Below are 25,925 nucleotides of genomic sequence, written 5' to 3' on the forward strand. Positions count from 1 at the left end.
GAATAGCTGTTAATCGTTCCCATAAGTGCGAGAAAAGCAAAGAGAAGGTAACGATTAGCCGCTAATCGTTCCCATAAGTGGAAAAAAAGAAAAGAGCCGGTAACGATTAGCCGCTAATCGTTCCCATAAGTGGAAAAAAAGAAAAGAGCCGGTAACGAATAACCGCTAATCGTTCCCGTAAGTACAAAAAAAGCAAAGAGAAGGTAACGAATACCAGCTAATCGTTCCTTTAAGTACAAAAAAAAGCAAAGAGCCGGTAACGAATAACCGCTAATCGTTCCCGTAAGTACAAAAAAAGCAAAGAGATGGTAACGAATAGCCGCTATTCGTTCCCGTAAGTGGAAAAAAAGCAAAGAGCCGGTAACGAATAGCTGTTAATCGTTCCCATAAGCACAAAAAAAGCAAAGAGAAGGTAACGAATAGCAGCTAATCGTTCCCGTAAGTACAAAAAAAGCAAAGAGAAGGTAGCGAATTACCGCTAATCGTTCCCGTAAGTACAAAAAAAGCAAAGAGATGGTAACGAATAGCCGCTATTCGTTCCCGTAAGTGGAAAAAAAGCAAAGAGCCGGTAACGAATAACCGCTAATCGTTCCCGTAAATACAAAAAAAGCAAAGAGAAGGTAACGAATAGCTGCTAATCGTTCCCGTAAGCACAAAAAAAGCAAAGAGAAGGTAACGAATACCCGCTAATCGTTCCCGTAAGTACAAAAAAAGCAAAGATAAGGTAGCGAATTACCGCTAATCGTTCCCGTAAGTACAAAAAAAGCAGAGAGCCGGTAACGAATAACCGCTATTCGTTCCCGTAAGTGGAAAAAAAGCAAAGAGCCGGTAACGATTAGCCGCTAATCGTTCCCATAAGTGGAAAAAAAGCAAAGAGCCGGTAACGAATAACCGCTATTCGTTCCCATAAGTGGAAAAAAAGCAAAGAGAAGGTAACGAATAGGCGCTAATCGTTCCCGTAAGTACAAAAAAAGCAGAGAGATGGTAACGAATAACCGCTATTCGTTCCCGTAAGTGCGAGAAAAGCAAAGAGATGGTAACGAATACCCGCTAATCGTTCCCGTAAGTACAAAAAAAGCAAAGAGCCGGTAACGAATAGCTGCTAATCGTTCCCATAGGCACAAGAAAAGCAAAGAGATGGTAACGAATACCAGCTAATCGTTCCCATAGGCACAAGAAAAGCAAAGAGATGGTAACGAATACCAGCTATTCGTTCCCATAAGCACAAGAAAAGCAAATAGATGGTAACGAATAACCCCTATTCGTTCCCGTAAGCACAAAAAAAGCAGAGAGCCGGTAACGAATACCCGCTAATCGTTCCCATAAGCACAAAAAAAGCAAAGAGAAGGTAACGAATACCCGCTATTCGTTCCCGTAAGTACAAAAAAAGCAAAGAGATGGTAACGAATAACCGCTAATCGTTCCCATAAGCACAAGATAAGCAAAAAGCCGGTAACGAATAGCTGCTAATCGTTCCCATAAGCACAAGAAAAGCAAAGAGATGGTAACGAATACCCGCTAATCGTTCCCGTAAGCACAAGAAAAGCAAAGAGCCGGTAACGAATACCAGCGCAAATCGTTCCCATAAATACAAAAAAAGCAAAACTAATCCGAACCCTAAGTGAACAACCACGGGGGATAACAAATAGATTCTAAAAATGCTCATACTAAGGTCATAACTACGTAACTGTAACACATATCATTACAATCATTTATTAAAACAATAGCCATAGTAACGAGTAATCATATGTTACTATCTCTTTGAGATAGTACTGCTACGGAGTGGAAATAAAAAAATGAAACAATACGCAGGTTATTTAATTGATTTAGATGGTACGATGTACCGGGGAAAGGAACGGATTGAGGAGGCTGTGCATTTTGTAAACATGCTTAAACAAAAAGACGTTCCGTATCTGTTTGTAACTAATAATTCCTCAAGGACACCTGAACAAGTAGCGGCCAAGTTGATATCAATGGAAATTCCGGCAACAACGGAGCAAGTATTTACATCAAGTATGGCAACGGCGAATTTTATAGCAGCAGAAAACAACCATGCTAGTGTATATTTTATTGGTGAAGAAGGGTTGGAATACGCACTAAAGCAGGCGGGGCTCACCGTTGTGGACGAAAATCCAGATTATGTTGTTATGGGCATTGATCGTGAAATTACATACGAAAAACTAGCAAAAGGCTGCCTGTATATAAGGGCAGGAGCAAAATATATTGCGACCAATTCAGATATCGCAATTCCAACAGAGCGTGGTTTTCTGCCAGGAAACGGTGCACTTTCTTCTGTCCTAACCGTTTCGACGGGGGTCCAACCACTGCTGATTGGGAAACCAGAAGCGATCATTATGGAATTAGCATTAAATACTCTTGGAACAACAAAAGAGGAGACCTTAATGATTGGAGATAATTATAATACGGATATTTTAGCGGGGATTCATGCTGGAATAGATACACTTCTTGTGCATACAGGCGTAACGACAAAAGAACATTTAAAAACATACGAAATCCAGCCTACTTATGTCATTAATTCACTAGAAGAATGGCTTGATAAAATATAAAGGAGACTTACTTTACTAAGTCTCCTTTTACTTCTTCACTCAACAACAGGCTGCATGGGCTAAACCGTTATTTCCCATGCCATCGTTATTCAAGGCGTTCCTGATTCTCACTCAGTATTTGCGGCACGATGTGCTAGCCTACTTGAGGCAGCAGCTGCAATAGCGCCAACTATATCATCTAAAAAGGTGTGACAAACACCAGGTACTTTTTTATTTAGCTTTTCTAGAATTCCAGGTTTTTGTTTATCGATATATCCATAATTTGTAAAACCAATCGATCCATATACATTTACAATAGAAAGGGCAATGATCTCGTCAACACCATATAAACCTTCATCCCTCATTAGTGTTGAGAGAAGTGGTTCTGAGATTAACCCTTTTTCTGCTAAAATATCTAATTCAATTCCTGTTATGATCGCATTTTGAACTTCACGTTTAGCAATCACACGGTCCACATTCTCATAACAATCCTCTATTTTTAAATCATCATGGTATTTGTTTTGAAGGTAATGTACTAATTGCGCAATATCTTCAATCTCCACACCACGTTCACTTAATAAAGTTCTTGCCTTTTTTTCAATTGCGTCCATGTTTTGTTCATCCTTCATAATGAATTTCACCTATTTCTTACATTATTTATACGTTATATAAGTAGCTAATGTGCAGAATAACTTCTTTATATAATTTTTTCCAAACTTAGCTAATTTATGCCAAGTAATTCTATAACTAACATATATATTATGTAAGGTATTCATGAGAGGAGCGGATCATGTGCTAGAACGTGATTTATATGAAAATTATCGTATTAGTCAATTTAATATGACAGAGTATAAGGGGTATAAAGCATTTAGTTACCAAGGGAACTTTTATGTCATCGTTCCTGTAAATGGATTAGAGCAAGAAGAGTTGTTAGAGCTCAAGCAAATGAGTGATTACTTACAGTATCAACGAGAACACCGAATAGCTGTGTTCGTTCCTACAATAACTCAAGAGCTAGTAGCAAGTGTCAATCAACAAATGGTTGTTTTATTGAAATTAAATGAACAAGGCGTTCGAAACAACAACCATTCATCAGGTGCCCTATTAGCCAATTTTCATAAAAAAGGAAGATTTCTACCGAATCCACCGCAAAAATCAAGTCGAATTGGCCAATGGAAAACCTATTGGGAACGCCGCCTTGATCAATTAGAAAAGTTTTGGGCTCAAAAACTTAAGGATCGCCCTGCTAATAAATTTGAAAAGGTATTTTTTGAAACTTTTCCTTATTATCTGGGACTAACAGAAAACGCCATTCAATATATAGCTGACTGTCAATATGAGGATCAACGGAATGAAATTCAGGTAGGGACGATCTGTTATGTGAGGTTTAAACCAAAACATGCATATGACCCAGTAATCTTTCCGACAGATCTTGTTTATGACCATCCATCTCGAGATCTGGCCGAATGGGTAAGACATTATTATTTGGAAGGCGAGCGTTCGGATAATATTATAAAATTCTTTAATGATTACCAACAAATATATCCATTGTCTGAAACATCTTGGAAGTTAGTGTATGGAAGATTATTGTTTCCAGTTACCTACTTTGAAAGCATTGAGGGATATTATTCTGCGGCTACACAAGCTCGAACAGACTCCTATGAACGGAAATTCCTTGAATTAGTTGAGCGTGCAGATCAGTATGAACAATTCTTAAGTTCTTTTTATCCGGTTTTAGGATTGCCGGTTGAAAAATTGCGCATCCCTGAATTAGATTGGTTGAAAAATAAAAGAGTCAAAATATAGCGGTTTTGTGCTAATATTAAAAAAAGACTTACTATCAAAATTTATAGTCAATTGTATTAGAAAAACATTGTAACGAATTACATGTTTTTCTAATACAAAATTTGAGGTAATGACGATTCTCAAATTTTGTGGAAAAGATATACCGAGGAAACAATTCTAATTCAATTGGACAAGCAGTAGACTAATCTTTCTATTGTGTCTCTTGCTATCAAAGTAGAAAGACGTAACGGCTTTATATATTTGAGTTAATTGAACAATGCTTTCATACCGCCATCATTAAGAGTGATTAAGCTATTTAATAATGATTTAACTACGCAATGAAATCCAGTTGTTAACTTAGTAACAAGGTTTAAAGTTGGATTGTTTTCTAAAAATTTAGCAAAAACACTTGTATAGATAGCAAATGTCCTCTATAATGTCCGTATGGTGAAAACAAGTGTATCTCGTATATAGACATAAAGGGAAAGGGAGATAAATTATTATGGAAAAATCTATTTCAGTCGGTTTGTTAGGTTTGGGGACAGTCGGAAGTGGTGTTGTCCAAATCATTGAACAACATCAAGATAAATTAATGCATCAAATTGGTTGTCCGGTTGAAATAACTAAAATAGTTGTAAAAGACGTTCATAAGAAACGTGATATTGATATAGATCCTGCTAAACTAACTACTGATCCTGAAGAAGTTTTAAATGATCCAAGTATTGATGTAGTGATTGAAGTGATGGGTGGAGTTGAAAAAACTAGGAATCTTGTGTTAAAAGCACTTCGCAATAAAAAGCATGTAGTTACAGCTAATAAAGATTTAATGGCTATTTATGGGGCAGAATTATTAAAAGAAGCGACAGAAAATGGTTGTGACTTATTCTTTGAAGCTAGTGTTGCAGGTGGAATCCCAATTATCCGCAGTTTAGTTGAGGGCCTTTCATCCGATCGTATTACTAAAATGATGGGAATTGTGAACGGTACGACAAATTATATTTTAACAAAAATGGATAAAGAAGGCAGCGCCTACGGTGAAGTGCTAGCCGAAGCCCAAAAATTAGGATATGCAGAAAGTGATCCTACAGCAGACGTAGAAGGCTTAGATGCTGCACGAAAGATGACAATCCTTGCTACATTAGGTTTTTCAATGCCTGTTGACTTAGATGACGTAAAAGTAAACGGTATTTCTCAAATTACAGAGGAAGACCTTGAATATAGTAGACGCCTTGGCTACACAATGAAATTAATTGGAATTGCTAGTCGTGATAATGATAAAATTGAGGTAAGTGTACAACCAACATTATTGCCGCATTCGCACCCACTGGCATCTGTTAATGATGTATTTAATGCGGTTTATGTGTACGGTGAAGCGGTTGGAGAAACAATGTTTTATGGTCCAGGAGCTGGTCGCCTACCAACAGCAACATCCATTGTATCTGATGTAGTTGAAGTTATGAAAAATATGAGATTGGGTGTAAATGGCAGTCGTTTTGTAACACCTCAATATCAAAAGAACTTAAAATCAGATGAAGAAATCTTATCTAAATATTTCTTGCGTATTCAGGTTAAAGATAAGGCAGGGGCTTTCTCTGAAATTACATCACTATTCTCAAGCCATAATGTAAGTTTCGAGAAAATATTACAGCTGCCAATAAAAGATAGTAAATTAGCGGAAATTGTAATTATTACTCATCAAGCTAGTAAGCAAGCTTATAACGATACATTGACAAAATTGAATGATTTAGAAGTGGTTGAGGGTATAAAAAGTAGCTACCGGGTAGAGGGAGAAGAAATTCTATGATTTGGTGGAGAGGTTTAATTCACCACTATAGGGAGTTCCTACCGGTAACTGAAAATACACCTCTGCTCACATTAAACGAAGGCAATACACCGTTAGTACCACTTGAAAATATAAGTAAACTTCTTGGTGTGGAGCTATATGTAAAATATGAAGGTGCTAATCCAACTGGATCCTTTAAAGATCGTGGAATGGTTATGGCAGTTGCAAAAGCAAAAGAAGAAGGCTCAAGTGCGATTATGTGTGCATCTACAGGCAATACATCAGCAGCTGCTGCAGCATATGCAGCACGTTGTGGGATGCGCTGCATCGTTTTAATTCCTGATGGTAAAATTGCTGCCGGTAAATTAGCACAAGCTGTTATGTATGGTGCTGAAATTTATGCAATTAAAGGTAACTTTGATCAGGCATTAAAAATGGTTCGTAAATTGAGTGAAACGGCACCTATTACGCTTGTGAACTCAGTAAATCCTTACCGAATTGAGGGACAAAAAACAGCTGCGTTCGAAGTGGTTGATCAGCTAGGAGAGGCACCAGATATATTAGCAATTCCGGTAGGTAATGCAGGGAATATTACCGCATACTGGAAAGGCTTTAATGAATACCATGATAAGAAAGGTACAAAGCTACCTGTAATGAGAGGGTTCCAAGCAGCAGGTGCAGCACCAATTGTTCGTGGTGAAGTAGTTGAAAATCCAGAAACGGTTGCAACAGCAATTCGTATCGGTAACCCGGCAAGCTGGGAGTATGCAGTAGCTGCAGCTCATGACTCAAACGGCAAAATAGATGAGGTAACAGACGAAGAAATTCTTGAAACCTATAAATTAATCGCACAAAAAGATGGTGTATTTGCAGAACCAGGATCATGTGCGTCGATTGCCGGTGTTATTAAACAAGTGAAGAGCGGAGAAATTCCAAAAGGCTCAAAGATCGTTGCAGTTTTAACTGGTAATGGATTAAAAGATCCTGATACCGCAGTTAATCATTCAATTATAAAGCCAATTGTTCTCCCGAACGATGAAGAAGTTGTATTTGATCATATTCAAGGACGTGTTACACAATGATGACTGGAAAATCTTTTAGTATTAGTGCGCCAGGAAGTACGGCTAATCTTGGCCCTGGGTTCGACTCAGTTGGACTAGCCGTTAATCGTTATTTAACATTAGATGTTACACCTCATGAGAAATGGCTTTTTATACCAAAAACAAGTCATCTTGAAGGCATACCTGAGGGAAAAGAAAACCTTGTCTATAAAGTGGCTGATAAGGTTGCTAAAGACTATGGCCTTGACCTTCCAGCTTGTAAAGTAGAAGTTTCAAGTGACATTCCTTTATCAAGAGGACTTGGCAGCAGTGCTGTCGCAATTGTTGCTGGTATTGAACTAGCTAATCAGCTTCTTGATTTAAACATGACAGCGGATGAAAAGTTACGTCGCGCTAGTAATTGCGAAGGTCACCTTGATAATGTGGCCGCATCATTATATGGTGGATTGGTGATCGGAAGTCATCGTGAAGATGGTACAGATATGGTTCATGGTGGTTTTCCTGATATAGATTTAGTTGTATTTATTCCTTCCTATGAGTTAAAGACTGAAAAAGCTAGAAGTGTGCTGCCGAGCGAAATGGACTACAAAGTAGCGGTCCAAGCTAGTGGAATTAGCAACGTCCTTGTTGCCTCTCTTTTAACAAATAATTGGGAGCTAGCAGGTAAAATGATGGCAAAGGATTTGTTCCATCAGCCTTTCCGCGGTGAATTAGTACCTGAGTTAGAAAAGGTTTATTCGCTAGCAGATGAGTTGGGAGCTTATGGAGTAGCACTTAGTGGTGCAGGTCCAACAGTAATTTGTTTTGCACCAAAAGGTAAAGGTGAAACAATCCAGCAAAAGCTACAGGAAAGCTTTCCAAACGATAGCATCGAAATGTTAAGTGTTGACCAATTTGGTTTAACTGTAAATAGTAAGCAGCTTATAACGCAAGAACAGCCCTCTTAGGTGTCTTACTCCCTGAGGGCTTTTTGCCTTTTTTAAGCTTAAGAATTGGCTGTGAAAACCTATTGTTGATAAAACTACCATAGCGAAAGGTACGTCTCCTGCGGGATATCTGGTGGGATACATGAGAGTCCCCTCAAGTACGGAGCATTGAGGAAGTTCAATCGCCAGCCGCGCGAATGAAGCAAAAATCAACAGGGAACTTAAACACGGCTATAGGCTAAAAAAAAGCCGCAATTAATAAATTGCGACTGACTGTTTACTCTTAAAATTAAAATACTTGCTCTACTTCAACTACTCCTGGAACTTCTTCAAGTAAAGCTCGTTCGATTCCAGCTTTTAAAGTAATCGTTGAACTTGGACAGCTTCCGCAAGCACCCATTAAACGGAGCTTAACAATTCCATCCTCAACATCTACTAATTCAACATCTCCGCCATCACGTTGTAGGAATGGACGAAGTTTATCTAATACTTCAGCAACTTGCGTAAGCATTGTATTTTCACTCATCTTATCTACTCCTTTCTTTCAATACTTATTATAATTGTAATCGGTCCAAAAATCTATTCAAACACCTCATTTCCAATATATTTTTCTAACATGGTCATAGTGTTTATATTTAGATACTTTTTTAGTACAATAAGGTATAAATGATAGTATTACTGTTAGCTAATAAATATAGCAACACGATTCATTCCACCCTGGCAACAGCATTGCATAGTCGGTTTATGGCGTAGCTAGTAACATTAAAACTATACCGTAAATAGGGGGAATCATTGATGAACAAACAGGTAACAATTGATGTGTACGGCAGTGATGTACCTTGTTCGAGTTGCTTGCATTCACCATCATCAAAAGATACATTTGAATGGATTCAAGCAGCTTTATCGAGAAAATTTCCCAATCAACCTTTTATCATCAACTATATAGATATTGAAAAAGCTACGAGCAAGGACGATTTGATATTGAAACAAATTATCGAGGGAAAGGTTTTTTATCCTGCAGTTGTAATCAATGGTGAACTAGTAGCGGAAGGGGATCCTCGTTTAAAAACAATATATGAAGCAATGGAGAAACAAGGATATACGGCAGAATAGTAGAAAGAGGTATTATTATGATTAAACCATTAGTCGAATTTTGTGTTAGCAACTTAGCAAGTGGCGCACAAAAGGCGCGAGAAAAATTAGAGAAAGATGTAAACCTTGATGTGATTGAATATGGCTGTTTGAGCTACTGTGGCAAATGTGCTAATACCTTTTTTGCATTAGTTGAGGGTGAATTTGTAGAAGGTGATACACCAGATGAGTTAGTTGAAAATATTTATAAATTTATAGATGAAAATCCAATGTTTTAAAGGTGTTGTTATAGAGAACAACGGCATTTAATTCATCATTATAAAATCCCCATAGCATCTTTAACATTATAAAAGCACAAAAACCCCAAGTGGACGTACACTTGGAGTTCTGTGTCTATATTAGAGAAACGGGGGATGCTATTATTATGGCCAAATTTAGGAAATTTCATACACTAAATATAGTAAGCAGTTTTTTTGGTTGTTGAACAACAATTTAGTATACTAATAACAACACCTACATTATGGGAGGTATAAAATGAAATTAATAATTACTGAAGCGGCTGCTTCTCAAATTAAAGACATGATGTCAGATGAAGGAAATGACGATCTATTTTTACGGGTTGGCGTTAAAGGCGGTGGCTGCAGCGGATTATCTTATGGTATGGGATTTGAAGTAGAAAAGTCTGATAATGATATCGAATTAGAACTACATGGCTTAAAGGTAATCGTAAATAAAGAAGATACCCCAATTCTAGAAGGTCTAACTATTGATTATAAGCAAAATATGATGGGCGGCGGCTTTACGATCGATAATCCGAATGCGATTGCGTCATGCGGCTGTGGAAGCTCATTTAAGACGGCAACAAATGCAGGTACGCCAGAGGAATGTTAGAATAATTATATTAGAAACCAAAAAAGAGCTGACTTTGATCAGCTCTTAATTTTTATCACTTACTGGATGATTATCGAGGTGCTGATAGCTAAGTAGATATGTCATGAGGAATATTTATTAAGGTGTAGTATCAAATCATATTATTATTTAAATATAATTTTTAATTGTTAAACATACTAGAGGAATGCATAGGTTGGACTTTCGCTTTAGGGTCCATAAATGATTTTGCGTTATTAACAGCAGTCGGCGCCTCACCGAATCCTGATGCTATTAGTTTTATTTTACCATCGTATGTGCAAATATCACCTGCAGCGTAAATGCCAGGTACGTTTGTTTCTTGTTTGGAGTTAACAACGATGTTATTTTTATTAATCTCAAGTCCCCATTCTTTAATTGGACCTAAAGAAGATACAAATCCATAGTTAACAATTAAATCATCAATTTCAATTGTTTCCTGTTCACCGCTTTTAATTTTTTCAAGGACGATGGCTGTAATTTTCTCTCCATCACCGAGTAGTTTAACTGGATTATAAGGAGTTAGGATAGTTGCTTTTGACGACATAAGTGTTTCTACACTGTGCTCATGCGCTCGGAACTTATCGCGGCGATGGGCGATTGTAACCTCAGCTGCAATTGGCTCTAACATTAAAGTCCAATCTACTGCAGAATCGCCTCCCCCAAGCACAACAACACGTTTACCTGAAAATTTATTCATATCCTCAACAAAGTAGTGAAGGTTTTTGCCTTCATATTGTGCAGCATCGTCAAGCTCCAATCGTCTTGGTTGGAATGCACCGTTTCCGGCTGTGATAATTATAGTCCTTGAGAAGTGCATTTCTGTATCTGTTGTTAGTTTGAATGTACCATCCTGTTGTTTTTCAACTTTTTCAACAGATTGATTTAGGGCAATGGTTGGTTGGAACTTGCTCATTTGTTCCTTTAAACGATCGATTAATTCTTGGGCACGTACTTTAGGAAAGCCTGCAACGTCATATATGTACTTTTCAGGGTATAAAGCCGATAATTGACCACCTAATTGAGGTAAACTCTCGATAATTTTAACACTTGCTTGTCGCATGCCGCCATAAAATGCTGTAAACAAACCACAAGGTCCTCCGCCAATAATGGTGATATCATACATTTGATTATCTACTTTCACGTCTTTCCCCCCAAGTTAAATGTATTAGTCAAAACCATCCTTTTCATTTTAGCATGAGTTGGTAGAAAATCCCTTTTTAATATCCTATAGAGTAATAGATTTAATTCATCATATGATTATTTTTCTAAAATAATTAGAATATTCTATATATTTCCCTTTTTTTATTTAATGGTTGATTAAAACTTAAAAAAGGCATATTATGATGTCTATACAATATATTTAATTTTATGTTACAAATCCATGAATATTTTGTGAAAATTTTACCATTTCCTTTTTTTATTTCATTGAATTGTTATTTTGTGATTAATTACGTGAAATAGGTAACAATAAGTTAAAAACAAATATTTTTACAAAAGCAAGTCAAATTTAATAATATTACAAAAAAAAGGTGGAAGTGATAGGGTTGAAGAAGCCAGAGATATTAATACTAGGCGCAGGATATGGCGGTATGATGACTGCTGTAAATCTACAAAAAAATTTAGGGATAGATGAAGCTCACATTACCCTAGTAAATAAACATAATTATCATTATCAGTCAACATGGTTACATGAAGGTGCAGCTGGTACACTTCATCATGACCGTATTCGAATTCCAATTACAGATGTAATTCAGCAAAATAAAATTAACTTTATTAAAGATACGGTTGTTGAAATAAAGCCTCAAGAAAAAAGAGTTATTTTAGAGGGTAGAGAATTAACTTATGATTACTTAGTTATTTCGCTAGGTTTTGAATCTGAAACATTTGGTATTAAAGGGTTAAAAGAACATGCATTTTCAATTAGTAGTATTAACTCTGCTCGACAAATTCGTGAACATATTGAGTATTGTTTTGCTACTTACAATAATGAACCAGAGAAACGTGATGAATTACTAACGATTGTAGTTGGTGGAGCTGGTTTCACTGGTATTGAATTCTTAGGTGAATTAGGAAATAGAATCCCAGAGCTTTGCCAAGAATTTGATATTGATCGTAGTAAGGTCCGTGTTATTTGCGTGGAGGCTGGTCCCTCAGCACTACCAGGCTTTAACCCTGCATTAGTAGAATATGCAATGGATCAGTTAGAGCGTAAAGGTGTAGAATTCAAGCTAGGTACTGCGATTAAAGAAGCTACTGAAACTGGGATCATTGTTGCAAAAGAAGATCAAGTTGAAGAAATTAAGGCTGAAACAGTAGTTTGGGCTGCGGGTGTACGTGGAAGCTCAGTTATTGATAAGTCTGGATTCGAAGCAATGCGCGGTCGTATTAAGGTAGAGCCAGATTTAAGAGCTCCTGGATACGAAGAAATTTTTGTTGTAGGAGATTGTGCATTAATTATCAATGAAGAAATTAATCGCCCATATCCACCAACAGCTCAAATAGCTATCCAACAGGCTGATGTTTGTGCTGCTAACATAATCTCAGTTGTTAGAGGAAAAGGCGAACTACAATCATTCAAACCTGATATTAAAGGAACAGTATGTTCATTAGGCCATGATGATGCAATGGGTGTTGTAGGTAACAAAGAGCTATTTGGATCATCAGCATCATTTATGAAAAAAGTAATTGATAACCGCTATTTATTAAAGCTTGGCGGAGCAGGCATGGTTCTTAAAAAAGGTAAATTAAAAATGTTTTAATATAGTTTAGAAAAACACGTCATTTGTCGATGAGGGCAAATGACGTGTTTTTTCTTAAACCTTTACTGACGTTAATATTTCATAAGTATAAAAAGTGGTCTGAGAACAGTTTCTCAGACTTTTTTTGATTGAACTTTTCTGACTTCTATATAGCAACTTAAAAGTTATTGAAATGAAAATCGAAATGTTAAAATAAAATAGTACATGTACTTATTATCTCATATGCAGATAAGCCTAGATCTTTCAAAATCTGTTGAAAGGATGTGGTAGCATGAAAAAGGAACGAGGGCAAGTGTGGTTGGCAGCAGCTGGATTAGTAGTTAAAAACAACAAATGGCTTGTAGTAAAAAAAAGGTATGGTGGTTTAAAAGGAAAATGGTCACTGCCCGCAGGTTTTGTAGATAAAAGTGAAACAGTTGACGAAGCTGCGATTAGAGAAGTTCTTGAAGAAACAGGTATTCGTTGTAGAGTAACGGGCTTATTGGCGATGAGATCTGGTGTTATTGATGAGGAGATAAGTGATAATTTACTAATTTTTGCGATGGAACCAATTGAAGGTGAGCTAAAAGCAGAGCAAAAAGAGCTATATGAAGTAGCCTTTTTGTCACCAGAAGCACTTTTGAATGATCCTGACACATCAGTGTTACTTATATATTTAATTAAAAATGGAGCAGTACAAAAGTTAAAACAGGCATCTTCAATTAACCCGGGTGACCATTTTGGCTATACCACTTATAAGTTGTTTACTTTTTAACTAAAATTTAGAATCTGTTGTTAAAAGCTATATATTATTATAACGAGCATCGGCATCTTGCTGATCACTAATAGACTTGCTAATTTTTAATAATAACTATCAGAATATTATAATATATTTTTAGGCGGAGGTGCGTGATGGTGAATAATCAACAACAAGATTTTGAATGTATGTACTGTACAGGACAGGGCTATTTTCAACTATTACTAGGTGGTTCAGAAACTTGTCCGAATTGTGAAGGAACCGGAAAAGAATAAGTAGATAGCAAATGTACTAGGTCTAGAATAATAGAGCGAGTATGTATGTAATTACTCCACTGGTAGAATATTAAGATTGTTCAGCACAAAGTTTAGTTAGGGCCTTGTTTAAAATAAGTAACGCGCAATTATTGACGACAACCCTCTGTTTAAGTACACTTACTATGATGTGTAACGGAGGTGGTCGGTGTGGGAATTCCACAGCTGATAGTTTCAATGTTGTTATTTATTATTCTTTTTTTAGGAATAGGTTTTCTTTTAAATATGCTACTTAGACAAACTTGGATCATGGCGATAATGTACCCGTTGGTGGTAATTTTGATTGTGGATAAAGTGCGTATTTTTGAATATTTCACAGAACCTAACAAGTCCTTTCCGTCTTTGTGGTCTAATTTAACTGCGCTAGGTGCTGCTGATATTTTTATTTTGTCAAGCGGTTTATTTGGGGCAATTCTATCTGGAATTGTTATCAGATACTTGAGAAAAAATGGATACCAGATGTTCTAAAAAAACTTCTCCAAATGGGAGAAGTTTTTTTATTCTACCCTAGCCTAAAAAAGGAGTTAACCTGTTATATGTTCCAAATTATAGTTAGTTAAAGCTTTGATAATTATGCGAAATGAGAAGCGTTTTTTTTGGATAAAAGCATTTTCTTTTATTTATTAAAAAAGCTTTTCTTTCAAGGTTTTCATGATTTACACTCGTCCTTGCAAGAAAATTTAGTACCTCTCAAGTATATTTATCTTCCTGTTTGGAAATAAATAGTCCGAGAGAGGAGCGTGTTTTAATAGTGGATGTTTGGAAACAAACAATTAGAAGGATTGTGATGTCGTGCTTAGTAGTTGTGGCTTTATTTACTACATTTCAATCAATTTCAGGCGTTCAAGCAAAGGACTTTTCTATATGGTTTTTTAATCAATCTAAAGAAAATAAAAAAGCACAAGTATACGAGCACAGAAACCATTCTGAAAGACGAATATCACTAGGTGTAAAAGCACTATCGAGAGTAAAGGTTGATCAAAAAGTCATCTCGAGTGAAGCAGTGGCATTGCCAAAACGGTTAGAGGATGCATTTGATTGGGATAAATATCCCTCGAAAAAAGTAGTTGCAACTGGTTATACCGCTGGGGTAGAATCAACAGGAAAATCAGAGGGTCATCCGGAATATGGAATTACATACTCAGGCGTTCGGGTTAAGCGCGATTTATATTCTACGGTCGCAGCAGATTTAAATGTCTTCCCAATAGGGACAATCCTGTTTATTCCCGGATATGGTTATGGAGTCGTAGCGGATAAAGGTGGCGCCATTAAGGGCCATAAACTTGATTTATATTATGAAACAGTTGATGATGTCTACAGTAATTGGGGAAAAAAAGAAGTTGAAGTATACGTAGTTGAAAAAGGCGATGGCTCTTTAACAGAAGAAGAGCTAAAATCCTTAAATGAAGAAGAGTCAATGCAAGCGTTTAGGCGACAGCTTATCAAAAGTTAATTGAAAAAATATTTATAACAGTGTAAAAGCCCTATTATTTGTACTACTAAATTTTAATATAATTTTAATAAACGGTAATTATTTATAAAAAAACCTACTTTCTTAAAAAGAGAGAGTAGGTTTTTTTTTTCGCATCACGCTAAGAAAAGATCTTCCTATCTCCTCTTGGGAACATCTGTTTTAGGAGGAGCAGGTCATCTATTGTTAAGTGTATTGTCATTTGCGGCTATAGGAAGAAAATGATGTGCTTTTCTTCATTGAAAAAAATGTTTGGCTTCCCCTAACCTAGTAAGGGATCTTTACCATCAAACGAGGGGAAATGTTCAGGATGTATAATTGCTGCTAGTTTTTTTAAACCAAGGAGCAATCTTGGTGAAGGTCTACAGTATAGGTATTCCTCAAGTGTATGAATTTGTTTATTTTGTACTGCTGAAATAGACATGGAGTTTTCTCTTGAAAAAATAGATTGTGGTTTCATTTTTTCTTGTTTGACCCCAACCCATGCTAAACATATATGGTCAGGATTTCGAAATATAATATCTTCCCAATTTGTTTGTACGCTCGCAAGTTCAACATCTTTAAATATATTAACACCGCCGGCAAGATCACTTATTTCTGTTAACCAATTCAACCCACCTGGTGTAAAAATAGGCTTTGGCCACCATTCCCAGTATAGCTTAGATTTTGCTGGGAGTTGTTTTGATTTCGTTGCGTAGTCATTAATGAATTCATTATATCGACTCACGACCTTAACAGCTCTTGTCTCTGTGCCTGTATGTTTTCCAAGTGTTAACAAATCATTTGCAATTTCATTAAGTGTGTTTGGATCAAAGATGAGATGAGGAATATTTCGTTTCTCTAGTTCCTTTATATTTTTCTCCATTCCAGGAACACTTAAGGATGCCAGTACAAGGTCTGGTTTTAAGCTTTGTACACGGTCCATATTAATTGATAAATCAGGACCTAGTTTCGGTAAAGTTCGCACGCTTTCCGGCCAATCAGAATAATCATCTACTCCAACTAGCATATGTGTCAGCCCAAGATAACCAACAAGTTCTGTATTACTTGGACAAATGGATATCAACCGCAATTGCATTCCCCCTACTTAATAATTGGAAATGAAATAATGTAAAACTAATGTGAGTAAAATTCCTGAAAGTGCCCCGAAAAAAACTTCAATCGGTTTATGACCTAGCAATTCTTTAAGTTCTTTTCTTTTTTCGACTTCTTCCTTTTGTGGCCATGTTTTTACTTCATTAACAAGCTTTTGAAAGTCCGCTGCTAATTGATTTAATACGGTCGCTTGTTCCCCCGCATGAAATCGTATGCCTGTTGCGTCAAACATGACGATTATTCCAAAAATCGTTGCAATTGCAAATAGAGGTGAACCTAGACCTTCTTCAAGGGCAAGTCCAGTTGCTAAAGCAGTAACAGCGCCAGAGTGTGAACTTGGCATACCGCCTGTACTAGTTAAGAGGGACCAATCCAACTTTCTGGTTGCTATATATGTTATCGGAACTTTAATAAATTGGGCAAAAAATATGGATAGTAAGGCTGCCCATAGCGGAAAATTGTGCAATAAGTCAATCATAATAATGCCCCTTTCGAGTTCACTTTAAAATATTAATTTTTAGTCTGCCTTAACATTTTTTTATAGATGGATATACTAGTAAGCGAAATACAACTAGTTCCATGTTCTTAGTTTTTATGCTTTTATATGATTATAACATATGAAATTGTGTCATAGATTCATCAGGTGAAATTATTATCTGAATTTTCAAGCATAAAACGATTTAGTTGATAATCTTAGGAAAGTATTGGATATTTTAATAGTAAAGATGTGTCCCAAAAAAACTGTGGAGGTGTAATGATGTTTCAAATTATCCATGAGCTGCCGTTAAATGAACAGCAAGATGCACTAATTATAGGAGTGTTTGATCAACCTAAATTTGAAGGGTTCACAAAAGAATTAAATGATATCATGGAAAATCAACTAATTGATTTATTGCGCGAAGGTGATATCAAAGGCAAGAAGAAAGCAATTTCCAAAATACATACGTTGGGAAAGCTAGGATATAAAAGAATATATTTTGTTGGGTTGGGAAAGGAAAAAGATATAAAGTTTCCGGTGTTGAGGGATGCACTAGGGCGCCTATTTAAGGCAATCAATGAGGATAGATTAACTTCGATTACAATTGCGTTAGATACTTTTATTTCAGATAGCTTAGATGCAATGGAGGTTGCCCATGCAATCGGGGAGTCTTTCTCATTAGCTACTTATAAAGTTGATACGTATAAACGTAAGCCTAATATGCCTGAAAAAGAAGTTGAGACTGTTTTTGTTTACTCTGGAGAAGAGCAAGAAGATGTTAAAGCTGGTTTAATTGTCGGACGCGCACACGGTGAAGGAACAAATACAGCTCGAGGACTAGTTAATTTACCGGGGAACATGTTAACTGCAACTGATTTAGCTCAACAAGCTATTGCAATTGCAAAAAAGTATGGTATGGAATATGAAATTTTAGAAAAAGAAGATATGGAAAAGCTTGGAATGGGGGCCTTATTAGCTGTCAATAAGGGTTCAGTTGAACCGCCTAAAATGATTGTTTTAAAATATCGTGGAACAGATAAATGGGAAGATGTACTTGCTCTTGTAGGTAAAGGAATTACCTACGATACAGGTGGATATAGCTTGAAAACACGAGAGGGTATGGTGGGGATGAAAACTGATATGGGCGGAGCGGCGTCTGTATTAGGGGCAATGCAAGTGATTGGTGAGCTTAAGCCCGAACAAAATGTAGTAGCTGTGATTCCATCCACAGATAATATGATCAGTGGAAATGCGTTTAAACCGGATGACGTAATCACATCAATGAGTGGCAAAACAATTGAGGTTTTCAATACAGATGCTGAAGGGCGTCTTGCGCTATGTGATGCAATTACATATGCCAAGCATCATGGTGCGAATTACATTGTTGATATTGCAACACTCACAGGTGGCGTGATTATAGCTTTAGGGGATTGTACTACGGGTGCTATGACGAACCACGAAGAGTTTTTTGAAGAGGTTTTGGAGTCCTCTCATGAAACAGGAGAACCGATCTGGTTGTTACCATATTTTGAAGTATATAAAGAGAAAGTGAGAAACCATAGTAAGCTAGCCGATTTAAGCAATTCACCGGGCCGTGAAGCCCACGCGATTATGGCTGGTGCATTTTTGGGGGAATTTGCAGAAGATACACCATGGGTGCATTTGGATATAGCGGGTACAGCAACCTCGAAAAATGATCATGATTTAGGCCCCGCAGGTGCTACCGGGGTTATGGTTCGGACATTAGCTACATTAGCGGAGCGAATGGGAGAGAATAGAGAGAAACAGTGATTTATGGTTTCTGAAAAAGACCAGGCATTGCCCAAGTGTGGGGGCGGTGGCTGGTTTTTGTATGTTGGCAGAGTTGAATGTATCCATAGAATGGCTTTGGGTGAATGAATGGTGTAGCGCTAGCGTGTGTCAGGTGATGAAAGCGATAAAATACGTTAACGAAAAGGGGGTAGCGTGTCTGGCAGGTATAGAGTGGTAACGAATAGGAGGTATAGTGCCCGTGGAAAGGAAAAAGCCCGTTTGTCGGTAACGAATAGGGTGAAATCGTGCCCGTAGATATGAAAAAATAGGTCTAGCGGTAACGAATAGGGTGTAATTGTGCCCGTGGAAAGGAAAAAGCCCGTTTGTCGGTAACGAATAGTGTGTAATCGTGCCCGTGGAAAGGAAAAAGCCCGTTTAGCGGTAACGAATAGGGTGTAATCGTGCCCGTAAATATGAAGAAGCAGGTTTAGCGGTAACGAATAGGGTGTAATTGTGCCCGTAACTACGAAAAAGCAGGTCCAGCGGTAATGAATAGGAGGAAATCGTGCCCGTAAATATGAAGAAGCAGGTTTAGCGGTAACGAATAGGGTGTAATCGTGCCCGTAAACATGAAAAAATAGGTCCAGTGGTAACGAATAGTGTGTAATCGTGCCCGTAGATATGAAAAAATAGGTCCAGCGGTAACGAATAGTGTGTAATCGTGCCCGTAAACATGAAAAAATAGATCCAGCGGTAACGAATAGGAGGAAATCGTGCCCGTAAACATGAAAAAATAGGCACAGCGGTAACGAATAGGAAGTAATCGTGCCCGTAGATATGAAAAAATAGGTCCAGCGGTAACGAATAGTGTGTAATCGTGCCCGTAAACATGAAAAAATAGATCCAGCGGTAACGAATAGGAGGAAATCGTGCCCGTAAACATGAAAAAATAGGCACAGCGGTAACGAATAGTGTGTAATCGTGCCCGTAAACATGAAAAAATAGATCCAGCGGTAACGAATAGGAAGTAATCGTGCCCGTAAACATGAAAAAATAGGTCGAGCGGTAACGAATAGTGTGAAATCGTGCCCGTAAACATGAAAAAATAGATCCAGCGGTAACGAATAGGAGGAAATCGTGCCCGTAAATATGAAGAAGCAGGTTTAGCGGTAACGAATAGGGTGTAATTGTGCCCGTGGAAAGGAAAAAGCCCGTTTGGCGGTAACGAATAGGGTGTAATCGTGCCCGTAAACATGAAAAAATAGGTCCAGTGGTAACGAATAGGAAGTAATCGTGCCCGAAAATATGAAAAAGCAGGTCGAGCGGTAACGAATAGGAAGTAATCGTGCCCGTAGATATGAAAAAATAGGTCCAGCGGTAACGAATAGTGTGAAATCGTGCCCGTGTAAAGGAAAAAGCCCGTTTGGCGGTAACGAATAGGAGGAAATCGTGCCCGTAAACATGAAAAAATAGGTCGAGCGGTAACGAATAGGAAGTAATCGTGCCCGTAAACATGAAAAAATAGGTCAAGCGGTAACGAATAGGAAGTAATCGTGCCCGAAAATATGAAAAAGCAGGTCCAGCAGTAACGAATAGTGTGAAATCGTGCCCATAAACTCGAAAAACCAGGCACAACGGTAACGAATAACACATCAACATCAACATTATCATCCCTATAAACACACAAAAGAAAGCTAACCTTTAATCCATAGAATCTACCAGAGACCTACTAATTACCATTGACAGTTATATTATACTATGATAATTTTTAGGAGGACTTTAATGTATTAGTGATTTATCACACTAAAGAATTAGGAGGAGCATCATGAATGCTGTCGTAATTGCAGTATTAATTATGTTAATTTTAAGCTTATTACGAGTGAATGTAGTGCTCTCCTTAATTATTGGCGCCTTTTTTGGTGGAATAATCGGGGAGCTTGGGATATCTGAGACCATTTCAGTTTTTGGTGATGGGCTCGGCGGAGGTGCACAAGTTGCATTAAGTTATGGGTTGCTTGGGGGATTTGCCATTGCAATCTCAAAAACTGGCTTGCCAGATTTATTGGTGGATGTTGCTTTAAAAACAGTTGGAAAACAAGGTGAGAGTAAGAAAAAATCATTATCAAAAGTACTTATTTTAATCATAATTTTAATTATATCGATCTTCTCTCAAAATGTGATTCCAATTCATATAGCTTTTATTCCAATTTTAATTCCGCCATTATTGAAGGTGTTAAATGAATTGCAAGTAGATCGTCGTTTGGTGGCTACAATAATCACATTTGGGTTAACAGCACCTTATATTTTATTACCGACAGGCTTTGGTGCTATTTTTCATGATATTCTCCAAAGTAATATGGCACAAAGTGGACTGGAAGTTAATTTGAGTGATATCCCGACGGCAATGGTTATCCCTGTTGGCGGTATGGTTGTAGGATTACTTGTTGCTTTTCTTACGTATCGTAAACCTAGAAATTATCGAACTATTGATATAGCGGTAGAAACAGATCAAACTGAGAAAAAAACTGGTTACTCAACTAGAAGTATTGCATTTTCAATTGTAGCCATTATCGTGGCATTAATCGTTCAGTTGCTACCTCAAGTTGATTCAATGATCTTTGGGGCATTAGCAGGAATAGCGGTTATCTATTTTAGCGGTGCAATGAAATGGAAGGAAGCTGATGCACTATTAACTGATGGTATGAGGATGATGGCATTCATTGGTTTTGTAATGATAGCGGCATCAGGTTTCGCCAGTGTATTACAGGAAACTGGACATGTTGATTTATTGGTGAATCAAGCAGCAGACGTGATTGGACATAATAAACATTTAGCAGCACTGTTAATGTTAATCGTTGGCTTGCTTGTTACGATGGGTATTGGCTCATCTTTTTCAACCATTCCAATTATTGCAACTATATTCGTTCCGTTATCAATGGAGGTCGGCTTTAGTCCGATGGCAACGATCGCATTAGTTGGCACAGCTGCAGCACTTGGAGATGCTGGTTCCCCTGCATCTGATAGTACACTTGGACCGACATCTGGTTTGAATGTGGACTTGCAGCACAATCATATTTGGGATACTTGTGTTCCTACATTTGTGCATTACAATATTCCATTAATAATTTTTGGTTGGCTTGCAGCAATTATTTTATAAATAAAAAAGAGTTTCCGGCTGGAAACTCTTTTTTCTAGTTTCGAATTTTAAACAAGTTCTTCAAATTTAGGTTAAGCAATATTTTCTTTATATGAGCTATTCGACTTTTGTAGAGCTTTATAAATACGTGGCGCAATCACACCGGCGAAGATAGAGAGGATAATATCCTTTGGTAATGGTGCAAGCATCCAAGCCCAAGCCAAACCATAAGAAAAGCCATCTGGAGCTTCTGCCCAAAGCTTATATGCGAAATACATATAGTTTGTTCCAAGTATATAGTTAACTACCATTCCTACAAGTGATGCTGTAATAAATAATTTAGCTGTAGGATTCTTTCCTTTTTCAATGATAAGTCCTGTAAGGTAAGAAACTAGAATATAAGATAAAATGAAACCGAATGTAGGCTTTACAAGGATTGCTGCTCCCCCTGTAAATTGGGCAAATACTGGTGCCCCAGCAATACCTACTAAAGTATAAACAACCATTGAAATAGCCCCGAGTCTACTTCCTAAGATTGCCCCTGCAAGCACTGAAAAAAAGGTCTGTAATGTTATTGGGACGCCACCAATTATGAGAAAAGACGTTGTATTCGCACCAATTGCCATAAGTGCAACGAACACTCCCACCATCGTTAAATCAATGGTTCTAAATTTTCGATTTGACATAAACGCTCCCCCTATATATGTATGATTAACACTATATTATAAAATTCGAGGTAGTTATGTCAACTTTATTTTAAAATAGGTTTACAAATGTAACGCACCACCTATAATTACAAAATGTGAAATAAATCACTACACCTTTGGCTAAAACAACATAATATTAACTTAAGACATACTATCTATCTGGAATATTGGAATATAAAATTATTATAAAACTAGTACTTTAATATAGTTGTCAAATTGAGATATAAAGTGGGGATTTATATGGAACTAATTCCGAGCCTATTTCATGTGACATCATTCTTAGTAAGTATTTTGTTTGGGATGGCCTTATGTTTAGCTTTAGCTACTAATATAAAATGCTATTGGCATATTTCATGGATGAAATTTATGGAAATTATTTCAGCCGGAACAATTGCGGTGGCGATTTTCGTTTCAATGTTGTATTTATTGGGGTTTTATTAAAACAATGCTATAACTATGCGACCCCAAAACCTCCAATCATTGTATGTAAAAGGTTAACATTATGATTCGTTAGTTGTGTGCTGCACCTAATCCTAAGTTTTTTCGAAGTAATGTGATAGGTGCCTAAGCCAATTTCAAAACTTTACATACATTGAAGTATAGGCTTTTATACAACAGAAAGGGAGGATTAAGTATGATGCGTGGCCCTATGGTTGGAGCGAATCCTTATTATGGCAGACATGATGAGCGTTTTCTAGGAGCACCGTTTTTGGGTGGCTTGCTAGGAGGATTTTTAGGAGGTACGTTAATGAGTCCATATTTTTATGGGCCAAGACCTTATCCGGGATATTATTACGGACCTCCGTATGGCGGGTATGGCGGATATGGCGGATATCCGTACCCACCTTATAAAGGTTATTGGTAACAAAAAAACACGTAATTTGTCACTGCGAACAAATTACGTGTTTTTTCTTTAGCTCAAAAGTATTAAAATAACCAGAGGTTAACATATTGCTAAACTAATCGATCCTGGCATTTATATATTTTAACATGTGTAAAAAAGAGTAGTTCTAAAGGCTTACTCTTTTCCCACAAGAAAATGCTTATCATTATCATAACGTACGTTATTATGCTGTTCTTCTTTTGTATAATTGCCGATCTAAGTGGTTTAGTAAACGGTCTAGTTCTTGACTACATTGAACTGTCAGTAAACTATTAATTCCATGAACCGACGCTAACTCAATCATCTCTTTTCTTTTAACTTCTATTTGTTTTCTAATTACATTAGTAATTGAACCTAACTCCATCCCCGATTCATCTCCTCAATCTTCCATCAAAAATCAAACGAAAAATGCTGTAGTAATATGTAAATTTATTATTACATATTCTAGAAAATAAAATAATAGTTTCGACAAAACTAGTCAGTTTTTTTTGAATATTTTTTACTAGAAAAAATTAGCTCGAATTATGAAGTCTGAAATACATGCAATTTATCTTAATTATCGTTAAAATTATTATATCTTAGTTGAAAAATTGGAGTGAGGACGGCGTGGAGAATATTGGGTTAATGCTTGAGGGTGGTGGAATGCGCGGTGTTTTTACAGCAGGAGTTTTGCATTTTTTTATGGAACAGGAGTTATACTTTCAAAATGTAATCGGTGTTTCTTCAGGTGCTTGTCAAGGTTCATCATATATTTCACGACAATTAGGGCGCAACAAAAAGGTTACAATTGATTATATAGACCATCCTAAATATATTTCATATCGAAATCTAATTAAAAATAGAGAATTATTTGGTATGGATTTTATATTTGATGAGCTGCCTAAAAAACATGTACCTTTTGATTTTCTAACCTTTCATCAAGCAAAAGAAAGGTTTATTACTGTCACAACAGATTGTAGGAGCGGTGAACCTGTTTATTTTGAAAAAGGGAATGATAGTGAGCGAACACTAAAATTATTACGGGCATCTAGTTCTCTACCATTTATGGCGCCAATTGTAAAGATTGAAGGTAGGGAATTATTAGATGGTGGCCTAGCAGACCCACTACCTATTAAAAAGCTAGAACTTGATGGCTGCAAAAAGAATGTATTAATTCTTACTAGAAATAAAGGGTATCGAAAAAGTAGAGGTCAGCTTGGATGGTTAATAAAAAGAGCATATAGGAACTATCCAGGTTTAGTATTGGCATTGGAAAATCGCTACAGAATATATAACGATACCATGGATTATATTGAAGATCAGGAAAAGAAGGGACATGTATTTGTAATCCGTCCGACGCAATCTTTAAAAGTTAGTCGTGTTGAAAGAAATAAAGATAAATTAACTGATCTTTATCTTCAGGGGTATAAAGAGATAGAAGGCCAATTTGATAATTTAAAAGAGTGGTTACACTATTGATGGCAATATGATGTTTTATTGTAAGTGAATTGTAAGTAAATGCTCAAATGCCAAATATAGTTGTAATTTAACACGTTATTTCTTATACTTTAATAAAGTTAATAGTAGACGAAATACTGTCGTTTCCTGTAATAATTTAAGTTGCCATTTAGATATTAACTATCAAAGTAATCATAAAGGGAGGTTAATGTGAATGAATGAACAAGTTGCCAAGCAGCGAAACTTTACCCCATTAATTGTTATTTTAACGATTGTTATTAATGGTCTTATAGCTGTGCTATATTTTATGCCGAAATATAATACGTTAGGTGATGTCGATTTAACTATACTACCATTTTTGAATGCTGTATTTAATAGTTTTACATTTGTATTTTTAGTTGCAGCATTAGTGAGCATTAAGCAAAAAAATATTAAGCTTCATAAAAGATTTATTTTATCTGCGTTTACGACAACAACCTTATTTTTAGTTACGTATGTCATTTACCATGGCTTAGCAGAATCAACTGCCTTTGGTGGCGATGGTTCAATTCGTTATGTGTATTTCTTTATCCTATTAACACACATTCTTTTATCGATCGCAATCGTCCCACTTGCACTCATAAGTGTTACAAGGGGATTTAATATGCAAGTTGAAAAGCATCGAAAAGTTGCACGTTGGACAATGCCAATTTGGTTGTATGTGGCTTTTACTGGTGTCGTGGTTTACTTAATGATTTCTCCATATTATTAAAAAAAGGCTCCCGCGAAGTAAAGATAGTGGGAGCCTTTTTTGGCATTGCTTAATTTTGAAAGTTTTAAAATAAAAATGTTGCCCTAATGACAATTTTACTATATTCTACCTGCACGTGACATTTCGACTACTGCAAACACAATGTTAATCATAAGAATGGCTATTGTAATGGGTATGAATTGCAGTAAATGTGTTCTTCCATACTTTTCAGAGATTTTACCCATTGCGAAACCACAGATTAATAATGTTATCAAAGTAGCCATCATCATAATTCCATAAGTTATTGTCATAACAAACTCCCCTT

27 protein-coding genes are annotated in these 25,925 nt (G+C 36.7%); 19 read left to right on the plus strand and 8 right to left on the minus strand.

Features of this window, described 5'->3' with window-relative positions:
* Positions 1-1,796 precede the first annotated feature (1,796 nt).
* The gene (locus tag C1724_RS01610) at positions 1,797-2,567 is read left to right on the plus strand and encodes a TIGR01457 family HAD-type hydrolase (RefSeq protein ID WP_102345008.1); all 771 of its coding nucleotides are present in this window, start codon (positions 1,797-1,799) and stop codon (positions 2,565-2,567) included.
* Positions 2,568-2,674: 107 nt separating this feature from the next.
* On the opposite strand, the gene C1724_RS01615 is transcribed toward C1724_RS01610, so the two are convergent.
* On the minus strand, positions 2,675-3,175 hold the full coding sequence (locus tag C1724_RS01615; protein ID WP_102345009.1) for a phosphatidylglycerophosphatase A family protein: 501 nt from the start codon (positions 3,173-3,175) through the stop codon (positions 2,675-2,677).
* Between the two features lie 163 nt (positions 3,176-3,338).
* Between C1724_RS01615 and yutH the strand changes: the two genes are divergently transcribed.
* The 4 genes from yutH (at position 3,339) to thrB (ending at position 8,122) form a co-directional block, all read left to right on the plus strand.
* The gene (yutH, locus tag C1724_RS01620) at positions 3,339-4,352 is read left to right on the plus strand and encodes a spore coat putative kinase YutH (protein ID WP_102345010.1); all 1,014 of its coding nucleotides are present in this window, start codon (positions 3,339-3,341) and stop codon (positions 4,350-4,352) included.
* A gap of 481 nt (positions 4,353-4,833) precedes the next feature.
* On the plus strand, positions 4,834-6,135 hold the full coding sequence (locus C1724_RS01625; RefSeq protein ID WP_102345011.1) for a homoserine dehydrogenase: 1,302 nt from the start codon (positions 4,834-4,836) through the stop codon (positions 6,133-6,135).
* On the plus strand, positions 6,132-7,196 hold the full coding sequence (gene thrC, locus C1724_RS01630; protein ID WP_102345012.1) for a threonine synthase: 1,065 nt from the start codon (positions 6,132-6,134) through the stop codon (positions 7,194-7,196). Before C1724_RS01625 ends, thrC begins: the two co-directional genes overlap by 4 nt.
* Positions 7,193-8,122 (plus strand): homoserine kinase, encoded by a 930-nt coding sequence (thrB, locus tag C1724_RS01635; protein ID WP_102345013.1) that lies wholly within the window; start codon positions 7,193-7,195, stop codon positions 8,120-8,122. The genes thrC and thrB overlap by 4 nt, the downstream gene beginning before the upstream one ends.
* Before the next feature lie 268 nt (positions 8,123-8,390).
* On the opposite strand, the gene C1724_RS01640 is transcribed toward thrB, so the two are convergent.
* Positions 8,391-8,627, minus strand: coding sequence for a NifU family protein (locus C1724_RS01640; RefSeq protein ID WP_102345014.1), 237 nt, complete (start codon positions 8,625-8,627; stop codon positions 8,391-8,393).
* Between the two features lie 269 nt (positions 8,628-8,896).
* Here C1724_RS01640 and C1724_RS01645 point away from each other — a divergent pair, with 269 nt between their 5' ends.
* From C1724_RS01645 to C1724_RS01655, 3 genes are all read left to right on the plus strand, one after another.
* Positions 8,897-9,214, plus strand: a complete 318-nt coding sequence (locus tag C1724_RS01645; protein ID WP_102345015.1) for a YuzD family protein — start codon at positions 8,897-8,899, stop codon at positions 9,212-9,214.
* Between the two features lie 17 nt (positions 9,215-9,231).
* Positions 9,232-9,471 (plus strand): YuzB family protein, encoded by a 240-nt coding sequence (locus C1724_RS01650; RefSeq protein WP_102345016.1) that lies wholly within the window; start codon positions 9,232-9,234, stop codon positions 9,469-9,471.
* Between the two features lie 256 nt (positions 9,472-9,727).
* Entirely contained in the window at positions 9,728-10,084 is a 357-nt protein-coding gene (locus C1724_RS01655) for a HesB/IscA family protein (protein WP_102345017.1), read from the plus strand.
* A gap of 160 nt (positions 10,085-10,244) precedes the next feature.
* Here C1724_RS01655 and C1724_RS01660 read toward each other — a convergent pair whose 3' ends face one another.
* The gene (locus C1724_RS01660) at positions 10,245-11,243 is read right to left on the minus strand and encodes an NAD(P)/FAD-dependent oxidoreductase (RefSeq protein ID WP_102345018.1); all 999 of its coding nucleotides are present in this window, start codon (positions 11,241-11,243) and stop codon (positions 10,245-10,247) included.
* Between the two features lie 394 nt (positions 11,244-11,637).
* On the opposite strand from C1724_RS01660, the gene C1724_RS01665 reads away from it, so the two are divergent.
* The 5 genes from C1724_RS01665 (at position 11,638) to C1724_RS01680 (ending at position 15,364) form a co-directional block, all read left to right on the plus strand.
* Positions 11,638-12,861, plus strand: coding sequence for an NAD(P)/FAD-dependent oxidoreductase (locus C1724_RS01665; protein WP_180994091.1), 1,224 nt, complete (start codon positions 11,638-11,640; stop codon positions 12,859-12,861).
* A gap of 271 nt (positions 12,862-13,132) precedes the next feature.
* On the plus strand, positions 13,133-13,615 hold the full coding sequence (locus C1724_RS01670; RefSeq protein ID WP_102345020.1) for an NUDIX hydrolase: 483 nt from the start codon (positions 13,133-13,135) through the stop codon (positions 13,613-13,615).
* A gap of 137 nt (positions 13,616-13,752) precedes the next feature.
* Positions 13,753-13,872 carry a YuiA family protein gene (locus C1724_RS25385; protein WP_180994092.1) on the plus strand — a complete coding sequence of 40 codons (120 nt, stop codon included), beginning with the start codon at positions 13,753-13,755 and terminating at the stop codon, positions 13,870-13,872.
* Between the two features lie 189 nt (positions 13,873-14,061).
* On the plus strand, positions 14,062-14,379 hold the full coding sequence (locus C1724_RS01675; protein ID WP_102345021.1) for a YuiB family protein: 318 nt from the start codon (positions 14,062-14,064) through the stop codon (positions 14,377-14,379).
* Between the two features lie 283 nt (positions 14,380-14,662).
* Positions 14,663-15,364, plus strand: a complete 702-nt coding sequence (locus C1724_RS01680) for a 3D domain-containing protein (RefSeq protein WP_308410484.1) — start codon at positions 14,663-14,665, stop codon at positions 15,362-15,364.
* A 280-nt stretch (positions 15,365-15,644) separates the two neighbouring features.
* On the opposite strand, the gene C1724_RS01685 is transcribed toward C1724_RS01680, so the two are convergent.
* Both C1724_RS01685 and C1724_RS01690 read right to left on the minus strand, forming a co-directional pair.
* On the minus strand, positions 15,645-16,454 hold the full coding sequence (locus C1724_RS01685) for a cobalamin-binding protein (protein ID WP_102345022.1): 810 nt from the start codon (positions 16,452-16,454) through the stop codon (positions 15,645-15,647).
* Between the two features lie 15 nt (positions 16,455-16,469).
* A complete protein-coding gene (locus tag C1724_RS01690) occupies positions 16,470-16,952 on the minus strand; it encodes a divergent PAP2 family protein (RefSeq protein WP_102346692.1) in 483 nt (160 codons plus the stop codon).
* 282 nt (positions 16,953-17,234) lie between these two features.
* Here C1724_RS01690 and C1724_RS01695 point away from each other — a divergent pair, with 282 nt between their 5' ends.
* Positions 17,235-18,746 (plus strand): leucyl aminopeptidase, encoded by a 1,512-nt coding sequence (locus C1724_RS01695; RefSeq protein WP_102345023.1) that lies wholly within the window; start codon positions 17,235-17,237, stop codon positions 18,744-18,746.
* A 1,786-nt stretch (positions 18,747-20,532) separates the two neighbouring features.
* Positions 20,533-21,864 (plus strand): Na+/H+ antiporter family protein, encoded by a 1,332-nt coding sequence (locus tag C1724_RS01700; RefSeq protein ID WP_102345024.1) that lies wholly within the window; start codon positions 20,533-20,535, stop codon positions 21,862-21,864.
* A 71-nt stretch (positions 21,865-21,935) separates the two neighbouring features.
* On the opposite strand, the gene C1724_RS01705 is transcribed toward C1724_RS01700, so the two are convergent.
* Entirely contained in the window at positions 21,936-22,529 is a 594-nt protein-coding gene (locus C1724_RS01705; protein WP_102345025.1) for a biotin transporter BioY, read from the minus strand.
* Positions 22,530-22,790: 261 nt separating this feature from the next.
* Between C1724_RS01705 and C1724_RS01710 the strand changes: the two genes are divergently transcribed.
* Both C1724_RS01710 and C1724_RS01715 read left to right on the plus strand, forming a co-directional pair.
* Positions 22,791-22,991, plus strand: coding sequence for a hypothetical protein (locus C1724_RS01710; RefSeq protein WP_102345026.1), 201 nt, complete (start codon positions 22,791-22,793; stop codon positions 22,989-22,991).
* Positions 22,992-23,184: 193 nt separating this feature from the next.
* The gene (locus C1724_RS01715; protein WP_374703412.1) at positions 23,185-23,415 is read left to right on the plus strand and encodes a hypothetical protein; all 231 of its coding nucleotides are present in this window, start codon (positions 23,185-23,187) and stop codon (positions 23,413-23,415) included.
* Positions 23,416-23,617: 202 nt separating this feature from the next.
* On the opposite strand, the gene C1724_RS01720 is transcribed toward C1724_RS01715, so the two are convergent.
* A complete protein-coding gene (locus C1724_RS01720) occupies positions 23,618-23,797 on the minus strand; it encodes an aspartyl-phosphate phosphatase Spo0E family protein (RefSeq protein ID WP_102345027.1) in 180 nt (59 codons plus the stop codon).
* 260 nt (positions 23,798-24,057) lie between these two features.
* Between C1724_RS01720 and C1724_RS01725 the strand changes: the two genes are divergently transcribed.
* A complete protein-coding gene (locus C1724_RS01725) occupies positions 24,058-24,891 on the plus strand; it encodes a patatin-like phospholipase family protein (RefSeq protein WP_102346694.1) in 834 nt (277 codons plus the stop codon).
* Positions 24,892-25,084: 193 nt separating this feature from the next.
* The gene (locus C1724_RS01730; RefSeq protein WP_102345028.1) at positions 25,085-25,621 is read left to right on the plus strand and encodes a DUF420 domain-containing protein; all 537 of its coding nucleotides are present in this window, start codon (positions 25,085-25,087) and stop codon (positions 25,619-25,621) included.
* Between the two features lie 98 nt (positions 25,622-25,719).
* Here C1724_RS01730 and C1724_RS01735 read toward each other — a convergent pair whose 3' ends face one another.
* Positions 25,720-25,911: a hypothetical protein gene (locus tag C1724_RS01735; RefSeq protein ID WP_102345029.1), complete on the minus strand. Its 192-nt coding sequence runs from the start codon at positions 25,909-25,911 to the stop codon at positions 25,720-25,722.
* Between the last annotated feature and the right edge of the window lie 14 nt (positions 25,912-25,925).

Origin of the sequence: Bacillus sp. Marseille-P3661 (assembly GCF_900240995.1) — a bacterium.
GTDB lineage: Bacteria > Bacillota > Bacilli > Bacillales > Bacillaceae_J > OESV01.

What these genes read in the sequence shown, in the direction of transcription:
- C1724_RS01705 (WP_102345025.1), bottom strand. Translation starts at nt 22,529, where the DNA reads ATGTCAAATCGAAAATTTAGAACCATTGATTTAACGATGGTGGGAGTG.
- C1724_RS01615 (WP_102345009.1), bottom strand. Translation starts at nt 3,175, where the DNA reads ATGAAGGATGAACAAAACATGGACGCAATTGAAAAAAAGGCAAGAACT.
- C1724_RS01670 (WP_102345020.1), top strand. Translation starts at nt 13,133, where the DNA reads ATGAAAAAGGAACGAGGGCAAGTGTGGTTGGCAGCAGCTGGATTAGTA.
- thrB (WP_102345013.1), top strand. Translation starts at nt 7,193, where the DNA reads ATGATGACTGGAAAATCTTTTAGTATTAGTGCGCCAGGAAGTACGGCT.
- C1724_RS01650 (WP_102345016.1), top strand. Translation starts at nt 9,232, where the DNA reads ATGATTAAACCATTAGTCGAATTTTGTGTTAGCAACTTAGCAAGTGGC.
- C1724_RS01655 (WP_102345017.1), top strand. Translation starts at nt 9,728, where the DNA reads ATGAAATTAATAATTACTGAAGCGGCTGCTTCTCAAATTAAAGACATG.
- C1724_RS01710 (WP_102345026.1), top strand. Translation starts at nt 22,791, where the DNA reads ATGGAACTAATTCCGAGCCTATTTCATGTGACATCATTCTTAGTAAGT.
- C1724_RS01715 (WP_374703412.1), top strand. Translation starts at nt 23,185, where the DNA reads ATGATGCGTGGCCCTATGGTTGGAGCGAATCCTTATTATGGCAGACAT.
- thrC (WP_102345012.1), top strand. Translation starts at nt 6,132, where the DNA reads ATGATTTGGTGGAGAGGTTTAATTCACCACTATAGGGAGTTCCTACCG.
- C1724_RS01695 (WP_102345023.1), top strand. Translation starts at nt 17,235, where the DNA reads ATGTTTCAAATTATCCATGAGCTGCCGTTAAATGAACAGCAAGATGCA.
- C1724_RS01720 (WP_102345027.1), bottom strand. Translation starts at nt 23,797, where the DNA reads ATGGAGTTAGGTTCAATTACTAATGTAATTAGAAAACAAATAGAAGTT.
- C1724_RS01610 (WP_102345008.1), top strand. Translation starts at nt 1,797, where the DNA reads ATGAAACAATACGCAGGTTATTTAATTGATTTAGATGGTACGATGTAC.
- C1724_RS01730 (WP_102345028.1), top strand. Translation starts at nt 25,085, where the DNA reads ATGAATGAACAAGTTGCCAAGCAGCGAAACTTTACCCCATTAATTGTT.
- C1724_RS01640 (WP_102345014.1), bottom strand. Translation starts at nt 8,627, where the DNA reads ATGAGTGAAAATACAATGCTTACGCAAGTTGCTGAAGTATTAGATAAA.
- C1724_RS01725 (WP_102346694.1), top strand. Translation starts at nt 24,058, where the DNA reads ATGCTTGAGGGTGGTGGAATGCGCGGTGTTTTTACAGCAGGAGTTTTG.
- C1724_RS01735 (WP_102345029.1), bottom strand. Translation starts at nt 25,911, where the DNA reads ATGACAATAACTTATGGAATTATGATGATGGCTACTTTGATAACATTA.
- C1724_RS01625 (WP_102345011.1), top strand. Translation starts at nt 4,834, where the DNA reads ATGGAAAAATCTATTTCAGTCGGTTTGTTAGGTTTGGGGACAGTCGGA.
- C1724_RS25385 (WP_180994092.1), top strand. Translation starts at nt 13,753, where the DNA reads ATGGTGAATAATCAACAACAAGATTTTGAATGTATGTACTGTACAGGA.
- C1724_RS01700 (WP_102345024.1), top strand. Translation starts at nt 20,533, where the DNA reads ATGAATGCTGTCGTAATTGCAGTATTAATTATGTTAATTTTAAGCTTA.
- C1724_RS01645 (WP_102345015.1), top strand. Translation starts at nt 8,897, where the DNA reads ATGAACAAACAGGTAACAATTGATGTGTACGGCAGTGATGTACCTTGT.